Here is a 17089-nt window from a genome sequence, read left to right on the forward strand (position 1 = left end):
CCCAGGCCCAGCAGGAACATGCTGACGGCCAGGGGAGCCGCGCCCTTGCTACCCTACCTCATGACCCAGCGCATGGTAGGAAAGACCGTCCTGATTACGGGTGGCACCAACGGCATCGGATTGGAGACCGCGCGAGGTCTCGCCAAGATGGGCGCACGTGTGATGATTGTGGGCCGCAACCCAGAGAAGACAGCGCGGGTCGCCGCAGAGATTGGGGCGGCCGGAACGCTCCTCGCAGACCTCTCCGAACTCGCGCAGGTCAGCCGCGCCGCCGCTGAGTTTCGGGAGCGCGAGGACCGGCTCGACGTACTTGTGAACAACGCAGGCGCCCTCTACAGCAGGCGGCAGGAGACGAACGAGGGCATCGAGATGACTTGGGCCCTCAACCACCTCGCCCCGTTCCTCCTGACGCGGGAGCTTCTCCCACTTTTACGACGGGCGCAAACCCCCCGCGTGGTCACGGTTTCGTCCGTCGCGCACCGCTTCGCGCGCCTGAACTTCGACGACCCACAGTTCAGGCGCGGCTACAACGGGTGGAGGGCGTACGGGCAGAGTAAGTTGGCGAACCTCCTCTTCGCGCTTGAACTGGCGCGGCGCGAGCCGGACATCCTGAGCCACAGTGTTCATCCGGGCTTTGTGCGCTCGGGCTTCGGGCAGGACATGACTGGGCTGGAAGCCAGGCTGTTTCGCCTTTCCAACCGCTTCCACCTTGCCGACCGCTTCACCGTCACCCCGGAGCAGGGAGCCCAGACGAGCCTTCGCGTCGCCAGCGACCCCAGCCTGTTGGTCAGCGGACGGTACTTCGTGAACGAGCGGATGGCCCAGCCCGCCCGGCAGGCACTGGACGGCGACGCCGCCCGGCGGTTGTGGCAGCTGAGCGAGGAGGCCGTAGGCCCCTGAAGTGCCGCCTGCACGCCAGGCTGGGCCACCTGCTTCGCGGCGAAGCAGGCCAGGCTCAGGTGCAGATGGTCTTCAAGGAACTCCTCAGAGATGCTGAGGAGCAGAGCCAGACCCAGAGACGCCGTGCTTTTTTTGCGTTCTAGAGAGCGGGTTCCTTCTCCCCAACGAGCACTTTCAGGCGTTCGTCCTCGCGTTCCAGCTCGGTTTGCCGGTCGCCCTGATAATCTCCGGCGAGGCGGACCGTGCCCGCCTCCAGGAACTGGCCCTTCCTGGTGTGGATCAAGCTCTCTTTGACGCCATGCTGCCGCGCAGCTTCAGCCACGCTCAGCTGACTGCCCAAGACCGCTAGGACGATCTGCTCCTTCGTGTCCGTTGCCTAGATTTTCCGTTGCTTCCCCATACTTTCCCTCCAGTGTGGCCTACCCCCACAACTGGGCGGCTGACTTTGGAAGGATTTCCTGGAGCATTACCCCAACAATTCTATGGAGAGCGCCGTTGAAAAGGGCAAGGGCTTGGTCGATCGTGGGAAGGCTGAACTTCACGAAAATGCCAGTGAGCATGACGCCAAGGATGCCGGCCGCTGAGGAGGAGCTGTTTCAGCGACAGAAGGGGAAGCGAGATCACCCGCTTCCCCTCCTTTGTGGCCACCCGCCTTAAACGCCAAATTCCCCTGGGTCGAGCGACAAGGCGTTCGAAATATCTCGGACCACGAGGCGCTCCTTCTCATCAAAGGTGCCGTCTGCACCAGCGATGAGCATGGCCAGTTGCACCACAGCACGTTTTTCTTCCGGCTTCTTGAGTTTGCCGATCACCTGCATCAGTTCAATCTTACCAAAATCGAAGTCGCGCGTGACTTTATCGCAGTACTCGTCGTACTTGCTGCGAAGGCGAGTAACATCAAATGCTTTCAGCTTGTCGGATGAGCCGATAAAGCTACTGGTCTTGCTGCGCTCCTGTTGGTCGATTGTGCCGTCTGCTGCACCGATCAGAGCGCAAGCAGCCATGGCAGCATCTGCAAATACTTGATTGTTGAAGCGGCTAAAAGCGTCCTGACCTTCTTTGAGACTCTGTTGGGCCATATCTTTAAGACGGTTGAGAAAGCTCATGGTTTCCTCCTGTGGGTGAGAATGTACTGGCTTGTAACGTCACGGGAGTTGTAGTACTGGGCCTTCCCGCACTGGATCAAGCCAGTCTAGTCGGTTGGGGGAGCAGTTCCCACCTCGGGAGATGAGAGGAGCTGAAGGATGTCGTTGCCGTTCAGAACCGACATGTGCAGGGAAGAGCGCGTGGGCCACGCCTCGCACATCTTCAGAAGGAACGCTGTACTCAGAAGCATGTCGCGTTTGCCGCATGCACCAGACCAGGACCTTGAAGTGTCCTACTCGACGTTGAGGAAGGACCGTGAAGGTTCTGCGGGGGGTCATGGTCGTGCCTCCTATGATCGAGGCTTAACTCCACCTGCGCAAAATCGACTGAACTCCAGTTCCACGTTCGCGTCATGCGTCCTCTTTTCCCCGGAGCGTCCCCCGTCTTCCGGTCAGGACATGACGTGCACTGAATCACAACGGTGACAGGGCCCTGCGGTCGGGGGCACGCCACCCCGCACTTTCCCACACACCGTGGTGGTGCAAACGGTGGTCCTTACGATTCTCCGGGTGTGCTGCGCCTTGGAACCCTGTTGGGTGACCTGTTGGAAACGTGGGCCTGAGCTACGCTGCGGGAAATGACGGTTTTCCTGCGAATGGACCAAGGGTGAGTGTGCCTCCCGGAGCGCGAAAGCGGAGTGCTGCTTTCGAAGAGGACGAACGCCTGACGCCCGAGGCGGAGGAACTGCTCGCCAAAGTGCTGGAGTACGGCCCCAGCGCTGAGGTCCCGCTGGACGAGGAAGACGTTGAAGAGGACGTTACGGCCGAACCTGAGGAGGACGAGCGGGTCATGTTGGAACTGACGGACGTGCCCCTGGCCGTCAGCATGGACCCCGTGCGGCAGTACCTGCACGAGATCGGGCGCGTGCCCCTCCTCACCCACACCGAGGAGATTGAACTCGCCCGCCGCATGGAAGCGGGCGAGGAGGCCGGCCAGCGCCTGCAGACAGAGGCGGATCTGGACGCCCGGGAACGGCGTCGCCTACACCGTGTCGTGGAGGACGGCCAAGCCGCCAAGCAGCACCTGATTGAGGCCAACCTGCGCCTGGTGGTCAGCATTGCCAAGAAGTACAGCAACCGTGGCATGGGCCTGCTGGACCTCATTCAGGAGGGAAGCGCAGGTCTGATTCGCGGAGCGGAGAAGTTCGAGTACCGCAAGGGCTTCAAGTTTTCGACGTATGCCACGTGGTGGATCCGGCAGGCGGTAAGCCGCGCCATCGCCGATCAAGGGCGGAACATCCGTCTGCCGGTACATGTGACCGAGACCCTGAACAAACTCTCCCGGACCGCGCGGAGTCTGGGGCAGGAGTTGGGGCGGGACGCCAGCGCGGAGGAGATCGCCGAGGCAATGGGACCCGGCTGGGACTCGGGACGCGTGAAGGAAATGCGGCAGATCACGCAGGACACCCTGAGCCTGGCTTCGCCAGTGGGGGATGAGGGCGACAGCACGTACGGAGATTTCATTCCGGACAATACGCGCGAATCTCCCCTGGATCAGGTAACGGGCGTGCTGCTCGGCGAGGAAATCGAGCGCATGCTGGGCATGCTGGACGCCCGGGAGGCGCAGGTGTTGCGCCTGCGCAAGGGGCTGGCGGATGGTCAGGAACATACGTTGGAGGAAGTGGGGCAACACTTCGGGGTGACGCGGGAGCGGATCCGGCAGATCGAGAACAAGGCGCTGCGTAAACTCAAGTACCACCAAGGAAAGCAGCGAACGTTGCGGGACTACCTGGACGACTGATACGGTTTCCGGACAATCCGTTCCATCCCCTTCGCTCCGGTGATTTTGCGCCTCTGTGTCACCGTTTTTCCCGCTCGCGCTGCGGCGCAGCGTTGCACGTCCACTTGGGTTGGCCCCTGATTTCATCCCTGCTGAACCGGAATCCTTATGATACGGACTCCTATCCCGTCGTCTACGCAGTGATGGGGTCTGAGCCAACCTGAAAAGCCGCGCAGCGCGAGTGGGAGGAAAGCGGGTTCCTGGCGTGGGATTTGGAAGTCGGAGGTGTCCTTCAGATTTCTGGGGAACACGCTTCGGACAAGACCACCTGGGCCCAGTGGACTGTCTCCCTGAATTTCATGCCCAACAGGGGGAAGCTCACAACTGGAAGCTCCGCCGTTTTGCAGCCCCCTGACGGCCGAAACCCGGCAGTTTGCACCCTGTGCCTCATGACGCCATCCGACTGCTTCCTTCACCTCTTGGGTGAGGGGGCAATCCTCTCCCTGCTCGTGATGCTGCGCCATTTGTCCTCATCAGGCGTCCAGTGGTCAGGTGGCACCCTGCACCTGCATCTCCTCTCCCGCACTGGCAAAATGGAACAGCGGTGGCGCACCCATGTGCAGCCTGTCATGCAAACCGGAGCGCTGCACGTCTCCTTCAAACGGCAGAGTTTCAGCCGGGGGATGACACTGTGGAGCACTGGTGTCTGCCGGTCCTCGGCCAGGCTCTGCCCCTGTCAGCCCTGCGGGTAGCGGCCGATCACGACGCCCTGGCCTCTACCCAGGGAGGCCGGGTCACCCGGCTGTTGCTCCCTCAAAGGCGGCGCGAGTCCGTTCGCCTATTGCCGGGACCCCGGTCTCGTTTCCCCCGGCCCCGCTGCCGGCGAGGCTGCGGTCCGGATCTGGACCGAGGAAATCTGCGTCCGTCTCAAGGCGCACCTCCGTTCATCCTGGTGTGTGCGCTCACCGACCCCCCGCTGGTCATTCCTGAAGCCGCGCGTCTTCGCGCTGACTCTCTCGAAGCTCCCCTTCGCCCACCCGGTGGAACTGCGCTGGAAGAACCCCGCCTGCCTGCACTTTGATTCCGGGTGTGATGGACGTGCCAGCCTCCCCTGTTGCTTCAGAAACACAGGGAGGCTGACGCTCAGCGGGCAGCCGCATCAGCACTTTGCATCACGCGATTGCGGCCCTGGTGCTTGGCCTGGTACAGCGCCTGGTCCGCCCGCGACAGCAGGTCCAAGGCCACATCCTCAGGTACCTGTCCTTCATTACTCAGCAAGCTGGCCACCCCAACGCTCACCGTGAGGGAAACGGCCTGCCCCCCGCTTATGAAGGCCAGCTCGGCGATGGCACTTCTGAGCCGCTCGGCGATAATCAGCGCCCCGGCCGCCGGCGTGTGTGGCAAGAGCACCACCAGTTCCTCACCCCCGTACCGCCCAGCAACGTCAGAGCGGCGCAAGTGCCGCACAAGACAACCACTCACTGTGGCCAATACGCGGTCACCCACGAGGTGTCCGTAGGTGTCATTTACAGCTTTAAAATGATCCAGGTCCAGCATCAAGACGCTCGTTGGAAGCGCGTGCCGTGTGGCCAGTTGGGTGGTTTCCTCCAATCGGGCGAGCCAAGCACGCTTATTCATCAGACCCGTGAGGTCATCCGTCGTCGCCAGGTTGTACAGCCGGGTGTTATCGATGGCCACCGCTGCCTGGGTGGCAAAGATCTCCAGCAGATGCAGATCGCCGCTTCCAGGGTGGGGATGATCGACCATCACCGCCCCAAGGATGCGCTCACCCACCCTGAGTGGCAGCACCACCTGCGTGCCCAGATGCAATTCGCCGTGTTCGACCGTACTGCGGATCAGCGCCTGCTCTTCGGGAGACAAAGCGGCCCACTCTGCCTGATCGAAGCGTCCGGTACCAATTCTCAGGGTGAAATCGTGCAATTCTGTGGTGAGGACGACTCCACTCAGCGGTGTGATCTCCTCGACCGGAGCCAGGGTGGCGACCATGGCGCTCGAGAACCCAAGAAGTCCCTGGAGTTGAAGGAGAATGCCCCTTAGCAGGTCGTCCAGGGGCTGCAAGCGGTGCAACTCTGGGGCGGCTTTGAGGATGTACTCCAAACCGCTGCGGGAAGCGTGCAGGGCCTGCACATGCCGGTAGGTTTTCAGGGCGGCGTCCACCCAGACGAGCAGCTTGTCCGGACCTTCCGACTTGTCGTGGTAACCCTGAATCTCCAGCTCACGCAGCATCTGGCGAGGCGGCTTCTCAGATGCGTAGCCGGTTTGCAAGACAATCTGGACGTTCGTGTCAAAAGTACGCACCGCCCGAACCACGTCCTCGCCCGTCATGCCGGGCATGAAGAAGTCCAGCAGCATCAGGTGGACCTGCCTGGAGCGGCAGACCTGAATGGCCTCTTCACCATTCGCGGCGGACAGAACTTCATGACCATCAACTTCGAGCAGGCGGCAGATGGTAGCGCGGAGGCTGTCATCGTCATCCACGACAAGCAACGTGTGCCCAGAGGCTTTGACGGTATTACGTATTCTGGCCATGGTGCCTCAAGCAAAGCATACGGTGAAACACTACCATCCTCTTCCTGACAAGCTTATGAACGCCGGGGAGGGCAACCGCACCCTCTGGACCGGATGGAAGCTGCCGGATTTCACGGGCAGCGGCATTCACGCTGAAGACGAGGTATGGAAGGTCACCGTAAAGGTGGTGCCTGTACCAACCTGGGTGTGGACCTCAATGTGCCCGCCGAAGTGGCCCTGCACGATGTCGTGGATGATCGCCAACCCCAGCCCGGTACCCTTCCCAACGTCTTTGGTGGTGAACATGGGATCAAAGATTTTCGGCAACACTTCCGGCGGAATGCCCGAACCATTGTCCTGCACCTGCAGCTTCAGCACAGTTCCCTCCTGAACGAAGCGCACGTCCACCCGCCTCCGGTGACCCACGGTTTCGCAGGCGTGGATGGCGTTGATCACCAAATTGGTCACCACCTGCGTGAAGCGGCCCGGCTCGCCTGTAATCAGGAATTCACCCCGAAGCGATTCGAGGTGCAGCTCCACCTGCGCGGCCCGCGCTTCGTGAGCGAGCATGGCCAGGGTATCACCAGCGAGTTTGAATGGATTAAATGTGGTCGTTCCCGTCACGGTATCCCGGGTGTGACCGCGCATCTGCCGAATGAATTCGCCGATCCGCGTCGTGGTTTTTCCAGCTTCTTCGAGGGTCCCGAGGGCTTCTGCGGCGATTTCCCGGTGATCGTCGGTAGTCACATCGGGGTTGCCAATTGAGGCCCGATACTCCTCAAGTAGGCCCTGGAGCACGAGGTGGTAATTCATGGTCGCGGCCAGGGGCGTATTGATTTCATGGGCGAGGCCCGCGGTCAGGCGTCCCAGGCTGGCGAGTCGTTCGCTGGCAACCAACTGTGCTTGACTCGTTTTCAACGCTTCCTCCGCCGCTTTGCGAGCGGTGACATCCCGGTAAATCGAAAGCAACAACTCTTGTCCATCCACATCAATGAGTGTCAGGTGGGTATCAACAGGGTAGATACTCCCATCCTTGCGCTTGTGACTGGTCTCAAACCGGACTGTACCCTGCGCCCGGATGTTGTTCATGAACCCTTCGCTCGCCTTTTGATTCGAGAGCAACTCCTCACCATTGGGAAGCAGCTTGAAAATGCTTTGCCCAATCAGTTCATCAGTGGTATACCCGTCCATCGCCGCCGCCGCTTGATTGCACTTCACAATCGGCATACCCGGCTGGAAGTCGACCAGGATAATGGCATCTGGGGAATGCTCAAACAGGACCGCGAAGGTCGTCTGGCTGATTTTCAAGGCTTCTTCCGCCAGATGACGTTCGGTGACGTCCCTGGCGTTGAGGACAATCCCGCGGACATCCGGATCATCCAAACGGTTGGTCGCAGCCCATTCAAGCCAGCGGTAACCGCCCTCGTGGTGCTGAAAACGGTTGATCATTCGTCTTGTCGCTCCCAGACCACCGTGCAGCGCCTGCGCGAACGTCACCTTGATCTGATCATGGTCATCTGGATGCATGTATTTCAAGACGTTCTGGCCCAGCATCTCATCGGCGGTGTATCCCAACAGGGGCGTCATGGAAGGACTCATGTACGTGATGTACCCGCCGCGGTTCACCACGGTCGTCGTGTCACTGCTGTTCTGCACCAGCGCTCGGAAGCGGCGTTCGCTGGCCAGGACCGCTTCCTCTGCGCTTTTGCGGCTGCTGATGTCCTGGGCCATCAACATGATGACTTCTTCGCCTTCCAGTGCCAGCCGCTCAGCAGACAGGAGGACGTGGCGCACGCCTCCTGTAGGAACGTGACGCAGTTGCGCTTCGAAGTTGCGTATGGTGCCGTTCTGCTCCATCTGCTCGACCAGCCTCAAGCGGTCTTCGAGATTGACCCACGGGTTGATTTCCTCGTTGGTGGAACCCACAAACTGTTCTTGACTACAGCCGATAATCTGCAAGAAGGCGTCGTTGCTTTCCAGAACGCGCCCGCTGTGCAGGCCGGTCAGCACGATGCCCACAGGACTGGCGGAAAATACTTTGGCAAAACGGTCCCTGGCTGGATCGAGCTCTGTTTGGTTGTTGTTCTGGAGGAGAATATCGATCACCTGGTTATGTACGGCGTGAAACGCACCTGACTCTTGGGTGCACTCCGGGTGAGTGTTGGGCTTGACATCTTGGGCGCTCCGTTCTTTATAAGAAGCAGCGGTGCATCTGGTGGGTCACCCGCTTTGACTGGAGGAACTGAAGCGTCTCTCAATAACTTCGGGAGGTGCCGGCCGCCCCTGGAGGTAGCCTTGAGTTCGGTCACACCCCAGCTTGTGGGCGAGAACGAGATGCTCTGGCGTTTCTACACCTTCGAGGACCACCTCAAGATTAAGCGCCCGGGCGAACGCTGTGATGGCGCCCATGACTCGGTGTGCTTTGGGGACGCCGCTCTGCCGCAAAAAGGACCGGTCAATCTTTAGGGTGTCCAGCGGCAGATCGAGCAGCTGTGACAGCACCGACGCCCCAGCCCCAAAGTCATCCAGCGCAATTCGGACACCCATAGACCGCAAGGCTTTCAACCGTGGCGCCACAATGGTCAGATGTGACGCGACGAAGTTCTCCGTGAGCTTAAGTTCCAACGCGTGTGGGGGTAATTGCGCGCGCTGTAGGGCTGCGATCACGCTGTCTTCAAAATCCGGGCGCAGAAACTGCACTGGCGAGACATTAACGGCCATCATGGCATCGGTCAGGCCCTCTGCATGCCACTTCGCCAACTGGGTCGTCGCTTGGGTCAGCACCCATGCTCCCAGGTGCACGATGGCGCCAGACTCTTCGCTGATCGGAATGAATTCGGCTGGGGAGACTTCGCCCCACTGCGGTGAAGTCCAGCGGGTCAGCGCTTCAAAACCAGTTCGCTCACCCTGAGCTCCGAACTGCTCCTGGTAATGCAAGGAGAATTCGCCCCGCGTCAGGGCACCGAGCAGGTCTTGCTCCAACTGTGCCCGCCGGTTGTTCGGGACCAGGCCCTCCATCTGTGCCAGCCACACCAGATTCTTGCCATGGCGTTTGGCCTGGTACATGGCCTGGTCTGCCAGGCGGCACAATGCCTCTGGGGTCTGCGCGTGGGTCAACGCAACGCTCACCCCGATCGACGCACTCAGCGTAACGTCCATGTTCGGTACACGGATTGGTTGACACAGCGCTGCGCGCAGTTTCTCCGCGACGAGCACAGCGTCTTGTATGCTTCGCAGATCACCCAGAATCACCACGAACTCATCGCCGCCCATGCGGGCGACGGTATCCGTCGCCCGCATGGTGCCTTGCAACCGTACTGCGACCTCGCACAGGACCTGGTCGCCAACGTCATGTCCCCACTGATCATTCACGTCTTTGAAGCCGTCAAGGTCGAGGTACAGCACGGCACACAACGTGCGTGAGCGGATTGTCCGGGCCAGTGCCTGATTGAGCCGGTCTTCAAAGAGAGAGCGGTTGGGTAGATTCGTCAGTGCATCGAACTGTGCCAGGTGGGCCAACTGCCGGTACAAGCGGCGCTGCTGCAAGGTCAAGGCAGCCAGGTTCGCCAGCGCACCAAACCATTCAAGTTCTTCAGGGGTAAAGGGCACGCCATGCTCACCCGTTACGACCGTCAAGGTGCCCAGCATCCGTTCTTTGTGGGCGAGTGGCAGCACCACGATATGACCACACTGGGTTTCACGGCGTACGCGCTGAATTTCCGCGCTTTCGCGGGGGTCATCTTGTCCTGCAGGTGACACGGCCACCTGACCCTCTCGCAGAACCCAACCGGTCAAACCAGCATCAAGTTCTGCGCGAGTGACGTGGTGCACGAAGGAACTGCCAGGGCCGGTATGCACAAACTGGTCGACCTCTCCGTCCGGAGTGAACGTGATGACGCAAACGCGATCGGCATCAAGGACCTGAACGGGTGCCTGAGCCACCAACTCCAGAATCTCTTTCTCATCATCGGCATCAAGAATGGTCTGACCAAGTCGGTAAAGCACAGCGAGGGAAGCTTCTAGAGACGGAGAGGAGGCTGGCATCGCTTACATAAGGGTACAGGCGCGTGTATCACGCTGGTCTGACGTTCAGATACGGGGACCCAGTGGATTACCGGCCCTGGGTGAGCCGTTTGCCGAGCTCGGGGATGTCGAGGGGAACTTCGACCAGGACAGATTTCCACTCTCTTATCCTTCAGGGGTCTGAACGCCTACGCCTGTGGCAGGTGAGCCACCCAGGCGTCCAGGACGGGCCAGTCTCCGCCACTTCCGCGCTTCACCAGTACCGCTGTTCCCGACAAACTGCATAGGGGCTTGCCCCGGTTGCGCATCCTCTCCGTTGCGCCGCTTTGCGTGCCGTGAACTGCTCGAATTCTACCGGGGTCCGGAAACCCACAGGAGAGGGCCGTTGTTGCCGGTTATAGAAGATGTTCCCATCCCCAAAGGTCTGTCACCGGCCCTCCTGGCGCGTCTGGAACATGTGATTCAACAGCAGTTCCCGCTGCAGTGGCCAGAAGAAGCGCTCCTCAGCAGCCTTGGTGAAACAGTCTCCTTTTTTGCCTATGCTCGCCAGCACGCACCGCGCTTCCGGGGCGTCCGGGCAGGTCCGGCGCGTATATCGGCTTTGCCCCTCTCACTCCGGTGGATCAGTCAGGGCGGGGGGTGCCGCCGGTCAAGGGTCATGTTCAGCGCCAGGAGCGGGAGGTCACCGACCAGCCCTTCTCCCACCGACCAGTCCACCACCGGCCGGGTGAGCAGTCCAGCCGCCCGTAAGGGAGAGCCGGCCCTCTCGTGTGGGCGGGTTCGGCATGCCCGCGATCCACACCGCACTGGGTGACGTGAGCTTGGAGTGGCCGCCTACCAGGTCCTCGGCGGGCAGATGCGCTGGGTCCACCTCGGTGGTGGTTTCGTCCTTTTTGCGGATCTTGCACCGCAGCTCCGCGCCGCACGCGGCGGGCCGCCCGGCGACAGGAGCAGCCCGTTCCAGCAGCGCGCAACGAGGCGCCCACCGGTCCTTGGCCAAGAGGGTCTCCGCTTTTTTCAGCTTGTCACGCTCCTGCTGGCTGGTCTCCAACTCGCGTTGCAGCCGCTTGATCTCCGCCTGCTTGGGGATCAGCCCCTGCTTCCCGCGCTCAGGAAAAGCCGCCTGGCCATGGCTTTCGGACTCCTCGCCGTACCCCTTTCGCTCTCCAACAGCCCGCCCCGCTCTGGTTGTCGGGGTCTCCTCAGGCACGCGAAAGCGAAGTACTCCCACTTCTCAGGCGTGCTTGTCAGTGGACGGTGGGCAGGGTGAAAGAGAAGGTGCTGCCTTCGCCGGGTGTGGAGGTGAGCCACATCCGACCACCGTGCCGCTCGATGATCTTGCGGGCGACGGCCAGACCAATCCCACTTCCCTCGTACTGGTCACGGTGGTGCAGGCGCTGGAAGATGGCGAAGATGCGCTCGTGGTATTCCGACTCGATGCCGATGCCGTTGTCGCGCACGTCGAACTGCACCATTCCCCCGCGCCGCTCCCCCGACACGCGCACTTCGGGGAGGCGGCCGGGCGCGCAGAACTTCAGGGCGTTCCCGAGGAGATTCTGGAACACCTGGCGGAGCAGCGTGGCGTTGCCCAGAACGAACGGCAGGCCGTCCACGACGACGCGCGCTCCCGTCGCCCCGATTTGTGCGCCGAGATCCAACACCACCTCGGCGACGATCCGGGCCGTGTCCACCCGTTCGGCAGGTGCCTCGCGCGTGCCCACGCGCGAAAAGGCCAGAAGGTCCTGGATGAGGCGCGCCATACGTTCCGTGCCGCGGGTGATGTGTCCGGCGTACACCTGCGCCTGGTCGTCGAGCTGCGCTGCGTAGCGGGTCGTGAGAAGCTGGGAGAAGCTGGTGACGGTACGCAACGGCTCCTGGAGATCGTGCGAAGCCACGTACGCGAACTGCTCCAGTTCCTGGTTGCTGCGCTCCAGTTCACGGGTGCGCCGAGCGAGTTGCGCGACGCTCAGAGCGCGTTCCATCGCGAGACCCAGGCTGCGCACCACGGTCTCGAGAACCGCCCGCTCGGCCGCGCTCCAATCGCGGGGCTGGAACGACACAATGCCGAACACGCCGCGCGGCGTACCGTTCACGAACACCGGCAGGGCCGCGAGGGCACCGCGCCGCGCCCGGAAGCCCCCGAAGCGGTCCGTGCCCGGGTCGTACTCGCTGACGTAATACGCCTCACCCGTCGACCAGGGTTGAAAGAGACTGCGGGTCTCCTCAAGGTGAAGCCCACGTTCCACAGCCGCTTGCAACTCAGCGTCGCGGCGGTCTCCGACCTGGCTCCGAAGGTGCCAGCGGGGCACGCCGTCGGCGATCTCGGGCTCATAGTAGGCGGCGTAGCCGCCCGGGACGAGCGGCAGAACAAGTTGCTGCGCGCGGGGCACGAGCGCGACGGGATCGTCGACGATGCTGAGGTCGCGCGTGAGGGCCGCGAAGCCTTCCAGAAAGCGCGTACGGGCGTCGAGCGCCTCGTTCTGTGCGGCGAGGCGCGCCGCGGCCGCGCCGCGCTCCAGGGCCAGGGTGAGGCCGCGCCCCACCGCGCGCACGACCGCCTTCTCCGGCTCAGTCCACTCCCGTTTGGACTTGAAGGCCGTGGAGAGCATCGCGGGTACCTCGCCGTCCACGACCAGCGGATAGAGGGAGGTGGTGCCGTACTCCTGCGAGTTCTCCACGCCGCCCCGCTCGGGGTCCCAGGCGTCGATGAACAGCGGCTCGCGCTTCCTGGCGGTTTGCGCGAACACCGGCAGGTCTGCGGGGAGGCCCGCGGTCACAACGCGTACGACTTCCGGGGACATGTCCTCGCTGTGGACGCGCGCCTTCCACAGGCCGTTCTCAAGGGCATAGACGGCCACGCTCGCATCACCGAAGCGGGCACGCAGCACCTCAATCGCCTCGTGCGCGAGGTTGCCCAGATCGGTGGTTGTGCCGACCGCCTCGGAGAAGCGGGCGAAGGCGTCCAAGGCTGCGTTGCGCTCTTCCAGCTCCGCCGTACGCAGAGCAACGCGGCGTTCGAGCTCAGCGCGCGCGCCGAGTTCGCGCGCGGCCGCCTCGCGCCGCAGACGCGCGAGCTCGAGGTGGGTGGTCACGCGCGAGCGAAGCTCCCTCGCCGAGAAGGGCTTGACGAGGTAGTCGTCTGCCCCCGCCTCCAGGCCGCCGAGGCGGGCCTCCTCACCCGCACGCGCCGAGAGGAGGATGACCGGGACGTGCCGCAGCGCGGGGTCCTCCCGCAGCGCAGCGAGCAGGCCAAAGCCGTCGAGATTCGGCATCATCACGTCGCTTAGCACGAGGTCCGGCGCCCAACCGCGCGCGGCCTCCAGAGCCTGGGCCCCGTCTGGGACCGCCTGCACGTCGTAGGCGTCCCCGAGCAGTCGGCGCACATAGTCGCGCAGGTCCGCGTTGTCATCCGCGAGGAGGATGCGCGCCTGCGCGCCGCCCATGGTGGAAGCTTCGGGCAGACCAGGAGCCTCTTCGCCCCACACGGCGGCCTCCTCCAGGAAGGCCACACTGGTCCGGCTGATACCGCCGGGAGCGCGCGCCGCATCAGACACGCGCTCTGCCGGGAGGTGCGCGTGGCCGAGCGGCAACTCGACGGTAAAGGTGGTGCCCTCCCCGACAGCGCTGGTGACGCCGATGAGGCCACCATGCAGGCCCACGAGTTCCCGCACAAGCGCGAGGCCGATTCCGGTGCCCTCGAAGGAGCGGCCTCGCGCGCCCTCGACGCGGTGGAAGCGCTCGAAGACCCGCGGGAGTTCCGCCTCGGGAATGCCGGTGCCGGTGTCCGCGACGCTCAGGACCGCGCGGCCACCTTCACGGCGCAACGTGACGTGGATCTCGCCGTGAAAGGTGAACTTGAAGGCGTTGGAAAGGAGGTTGAGTACGACCTTCTCCCACAGGGTGCGGTCCACGTAGGCGGGCTCTCCCAGGGGCCCGCAGTCCACCCTGAGGCGCAGCCCGGCACCCTCCACGAGAGACCGAAAGGCGCTCGCGAGGTCGGCCGTGAAGGCCGTGAGGTCGGTCGGCTCGAAGGTTGCCTCGGCGCGTCCGGCCTCAATGCGCGTGAAGTCCAGCATGGTATTCACGAGCTTCAGGAGGCGCTGGGCGTTGCGGTGGGTGACCTCCACCTCGCGCCGCTGGTCAGGCGCGAGCGCCCCGGGGCGGGAGAGGAGTTCCTCCAGCGGCCCGAGCATCAGGGTGAGGGGCGTGCGGAACTCGTGGCTGACGTTCGAGAAGAAGGTCGTCTTGGCGCGGTCGAGTTCCGCAAGGGCTTCGGCGCGCCGCCGCTCCTCCTCGTAGGCGTTCGCGCTGGCCAGGCCGGTCGCCACCTGCCCGGCAAAGAGGCCCAGAAAGCCGCGGTAGCCCTCGTCGAGGGGGCGGTACGGATTGAGGCCTGCGACGAGCACGCCAGCCGCGCTCACCTGTCCGGGCCGTGCGAGCGGCAGCGCGAGGGCCTGCGCGGGTGGCTGATCCCAGGACCCTGCTGGAAGCGGACCAAAGGGGGCCAGGTCGGAAAAGGGCGGCGAATCGGGGGCGTCCCACGTCACCTCCAGCGGCCAGGCTTCCCCAAGCTTGCGGGTCGGAGCGCCGGAACCTGCGACCGAGACCAGGTGCGCTCCCGGCCCGTCCTCGTCGGCCAGGTAGATCAGGGCGAAGGGCAGATCGTGTCCATCGGAGTCGAGGCAGGCCTCCACGGCCGCGAGCACGTTCCGGGTGGTACGGGCCTCGCTCATGCGCGCCGCAAGGTCGCGCAGCGTACGCAGCCGCCGCTCGCCGACGACCCGTTCGCTCTCCTCCGTAACGACGCAGAGCATGCCAGCGGTGCGTCCCGCGTCGTCCGCCACGGGGCTGTACGAGAAGGTGTGGTAGGTCTCCTCCTGGAAGCCGCTGCGCTCCAGAAACAGCATCAGGCCCTCGTCCCAGGTGGCTCGGCCGGTGCCGAGCACCTGCGCGATACGCGGCCCGATATCCTTCCAGATTTCCGCCCAGACGACGTCCGCGCGGGCCCCAAGCGCCCAGTCCCCCTTGACGCCAAGCGTCGGGAGGTACGCGTCGTTGCAGAAGAACGTGAGGTCCTCGCCCCAGGCCATCCACATGGCGAAGCGCGACGTGAGCATCGTCCGGATAATTGTCTTGAGGCTCTGCGGCCACGCCTCGGATGGCCCGAGAGATGTGGCTGCCCAGTTGTGAACGCGCATCCGGGCGCTCATCTCACCGTCGCCAACAAAGACGTCGTGGGTGTCTGGAAGGGGAGGGGATTTCGGCGGTTGACTCATCATGGGAAAAGGGCGAAACGCTCCCATGGTATAGGGTTACGACCCCCGTATGACCGCCGCGGCTTCCCAGGTCCAACAACGGGTAAGGGGACGCAGGGCTGGAGGCACATTCTGGACGGACGTGAACGGTGCCTGATTCAGAGCCTTGCTCCGTGCACTTTGACCGAGGGCTGAACCTTACGGCAGCGCATGCCCGTCCACGTGATTCCCTCCTCGCCAACCTCCACCCAGGCGGCGAGGTCGTGGGTCCTGACCGCCGTACTCCTCACCGTGCTCCTGGAGCGCGCAAACGTGATGCTGCGTCATCGGCGGTCAGCGTCCAGCCGGCTTGCGTGTGCGCCAGAGACGAGATGTGGGTCTGCGTGTGAATCTCCAGGTTCTGCGCCGGCGCTTTGCCCAGAGCACCCATGCCCCGCGCGCCGACATGGCGCGGGTGCCCGTCACGCGCAGACGTCACCTCGCCCGCCTGCCACCGCGAGAACTGCCGGATCCACGCGCTGCAGCCAGCCTTCCGTGGGCCCCCGCTGCAACCCCGCGTCGCGGCCCGTCCTGAGACACCGCGGACCTCGTCGAGCGGCTGGAACCGGTCCCTACGGCGGCCCGCGCCCTGCCCGCCATGAGGCCACCCACACCCAGACCGAGCACCAGAACGTCACCCACCGCCGAAAAGTGTATGGCCGGGTAGGCAGCGTGACTGCAACAAGCGCCGCCGCGTGAAGTCACCCGTGATTGACCGCAGCTGGCACGTTTATAACGACGGCGGCACGCGGCATGAGGGCCACCCGACCTTCTCGGGCTGGACCGGCGCAGCCTCAGACGCAGCAGGTCCGGCAGGTGAGCGGCGCCCGCGTCCGGGCGGCACCTCTTCCGAAGCGGGGACCGAGGCGGTCCTCATGGGTCTCCGCCTGGTACCCGGTGGTGCCGCGGCACGAAAGAAGGCGGCCTCTGGGCCGCCTTGATTTCTTGAATATAGGGCGTTATTCAATGCATGTCAAATTATGCAGCCGGAAGGCCAGGAATCCTGGGGGCGTTTTCCAGTTGAACGCCCATCCGGCGGCCGGGGGCAACGTGCCCTGGGTGCTTCCGCCGATTGCGCCCTGCCTGACGCCAGGCGCTCCGCCATCCCCGTACGTCGCTCTGGCCCCACAACCCCCGTAAATCAGATCCGGCATTCGCCAAAAGCTGAACAGACCACGCCCGAGCGCTCCAGATTCAGGCGCTCTTATACGGTCTCCGGATAGTCCACTACAGCCCCTCCGCTCCGGTGAGTCCATGCCTATCGGTCACCGTTTTTCCTGCTCGCTCCGCTCAGGTCAACCCGCTACTCCATATAGGATGAACCGGAATCTTATTACACCCGCATGATGGCGTCCGCCCAGACCTGCGCAGGAGGGCGAACTTCTTACGCAGGTACCCGGCCAGTACCCCCCGGTTTCCATGAGCACGCCCCGTCCACGTGGAGGCACCGGGCAGAAGTCGGACACGGTGACTGCCCC

9 protein-coding genes are annotated in these 17089 nt (G+C 63.4%); 2 read left to right on the plus strand and 7 right to left on the minus strand.

Annotation, left to right across the window (positions count from 1 at the left end; all coding sequences use genetic code 11):
- Positions 1-60 precede the first annotated feature (60 nt).
- Positions 61-900: an SDR family oxidoreductase gene (locus B9A95_RS30960; RefSeq protein ID WP_084051473.1), complete on the plus strand. Its 840-nt coding sequence runs from the start codon at positions 61-63 to the stop codon at positions 898-900.
- Positions 901-1039: 139 nt separating this feature from the next.
- On the opposite strand, the gene B9A95_RS30965 is transcribed toward B9A95_RS30960, so the two are convergent.
- Positions 1040-1255 (minus strand): transposase, encoded by a 216-nt coding sequence (locus B9A95_RS30965; RefSeq protein ID WP_281255918.1) that lies wholly within the window; start codon positions 1253-1255, stop codon positions 1040-1042.
- Between the two features lie 298 nt (positions 1256-1553).
- Positions 1554-2006: a tellurite resistance TerB family protein gene (locus tag B9A95_RS30970; RefSeq protein WP_084051424.1), complete on the minus strand. Its 453-nt coding sequence runs from the start codon at positions 2004-2006 to the stop codon at positions 1554-1556.
- Positions 2007-2652: 646 nt separating this feature from the next.
- Between B9A95_RS30970 and B9A95_RS30975 the strand changes: the two genes are divergently transcribed.
- Positions 2653-3786, plus strand: a complete 1134-nt coding sequence (locus tag B9A95_RS30975) for a sigma-70 family RNA polymerase sigma factor (protein WP_281255915.1) — start codon at positions 2653-2655, stop codon at positions 3784-3786.
- Between the two features lie 1122 nt (positions 3787-4908).
- On the opposite strand, the gene B9A95_RS30985 is transcribed toward B9A95_RS30975, so the two are convergent.
- The 5 genes from B9A95_RS30985 to B9A95_RS31005 form a co-directional block, all read right to left on the minus strand.
- Positions 4909-6315 (minus strand): GGDEF domain-containing response regulator, encoded by a 1407-nt coding sequence (locus B9A95_RS30985; protein WP_084051426.1) that lies wholly within the window; start codon positions 6313-6315, stop codon positions 4909-4911.
- 126 nt (positions 6316-6441) lie between these two features.
- Entirely contained in the window at positions 6442-8400 is a 1959-nt protein-coding gene (locus tag B9A95_RS30990; RefSeq protein ID WP_084051427.1) for a PAS domain-containing sensor histidine kinase, read from the minus strand.
- A 114-nt stretch (positions 8401-8514) separates the two neighbouring features.
- A complete protein-coding gene (locus B9A95_RS30995) occupies positions 8515-10338 on the minus strand; it encodes a putative bifunctional diguanylate cyclase/phosphodiesterase (protein WP_084051428.1) in 1824 nt (607 codons plus the stop codon).
- Between the two features lie 661 nt (positions 10339-10999).
- Entirely contained in the window at positions 11000-11527 is a 528-nt protein-coding gene (locus B9A95_RS31000; protein ID WP_084051429.1) for a hypothetical protein, read from the minus strand.
- Between the two features lie 37 nt (positions 11528-11564).
- Positions 11565-15596, minus strand: coding sequence for an ATP-binding protein (locus B9A95_RS31005; RefSeq protein WP_245808607.1), 4032 nt, complete (start codon positions 15594-15596; stop codon positions 11565-11567).
- Positions 15597-17089 lie beyond the last annotated feature (1493 nt).

The sequence above is a fragment of the Deinococcus hopiensis KR-140 genome (assembly GCF_900176165.1).
Classification (GTDB): domain Bacteria; phylum Deinococcota; class Deinococci; order Deinococcales; family Deinococcaceae; genus Deinococcus; species Deinococcus hopiensis.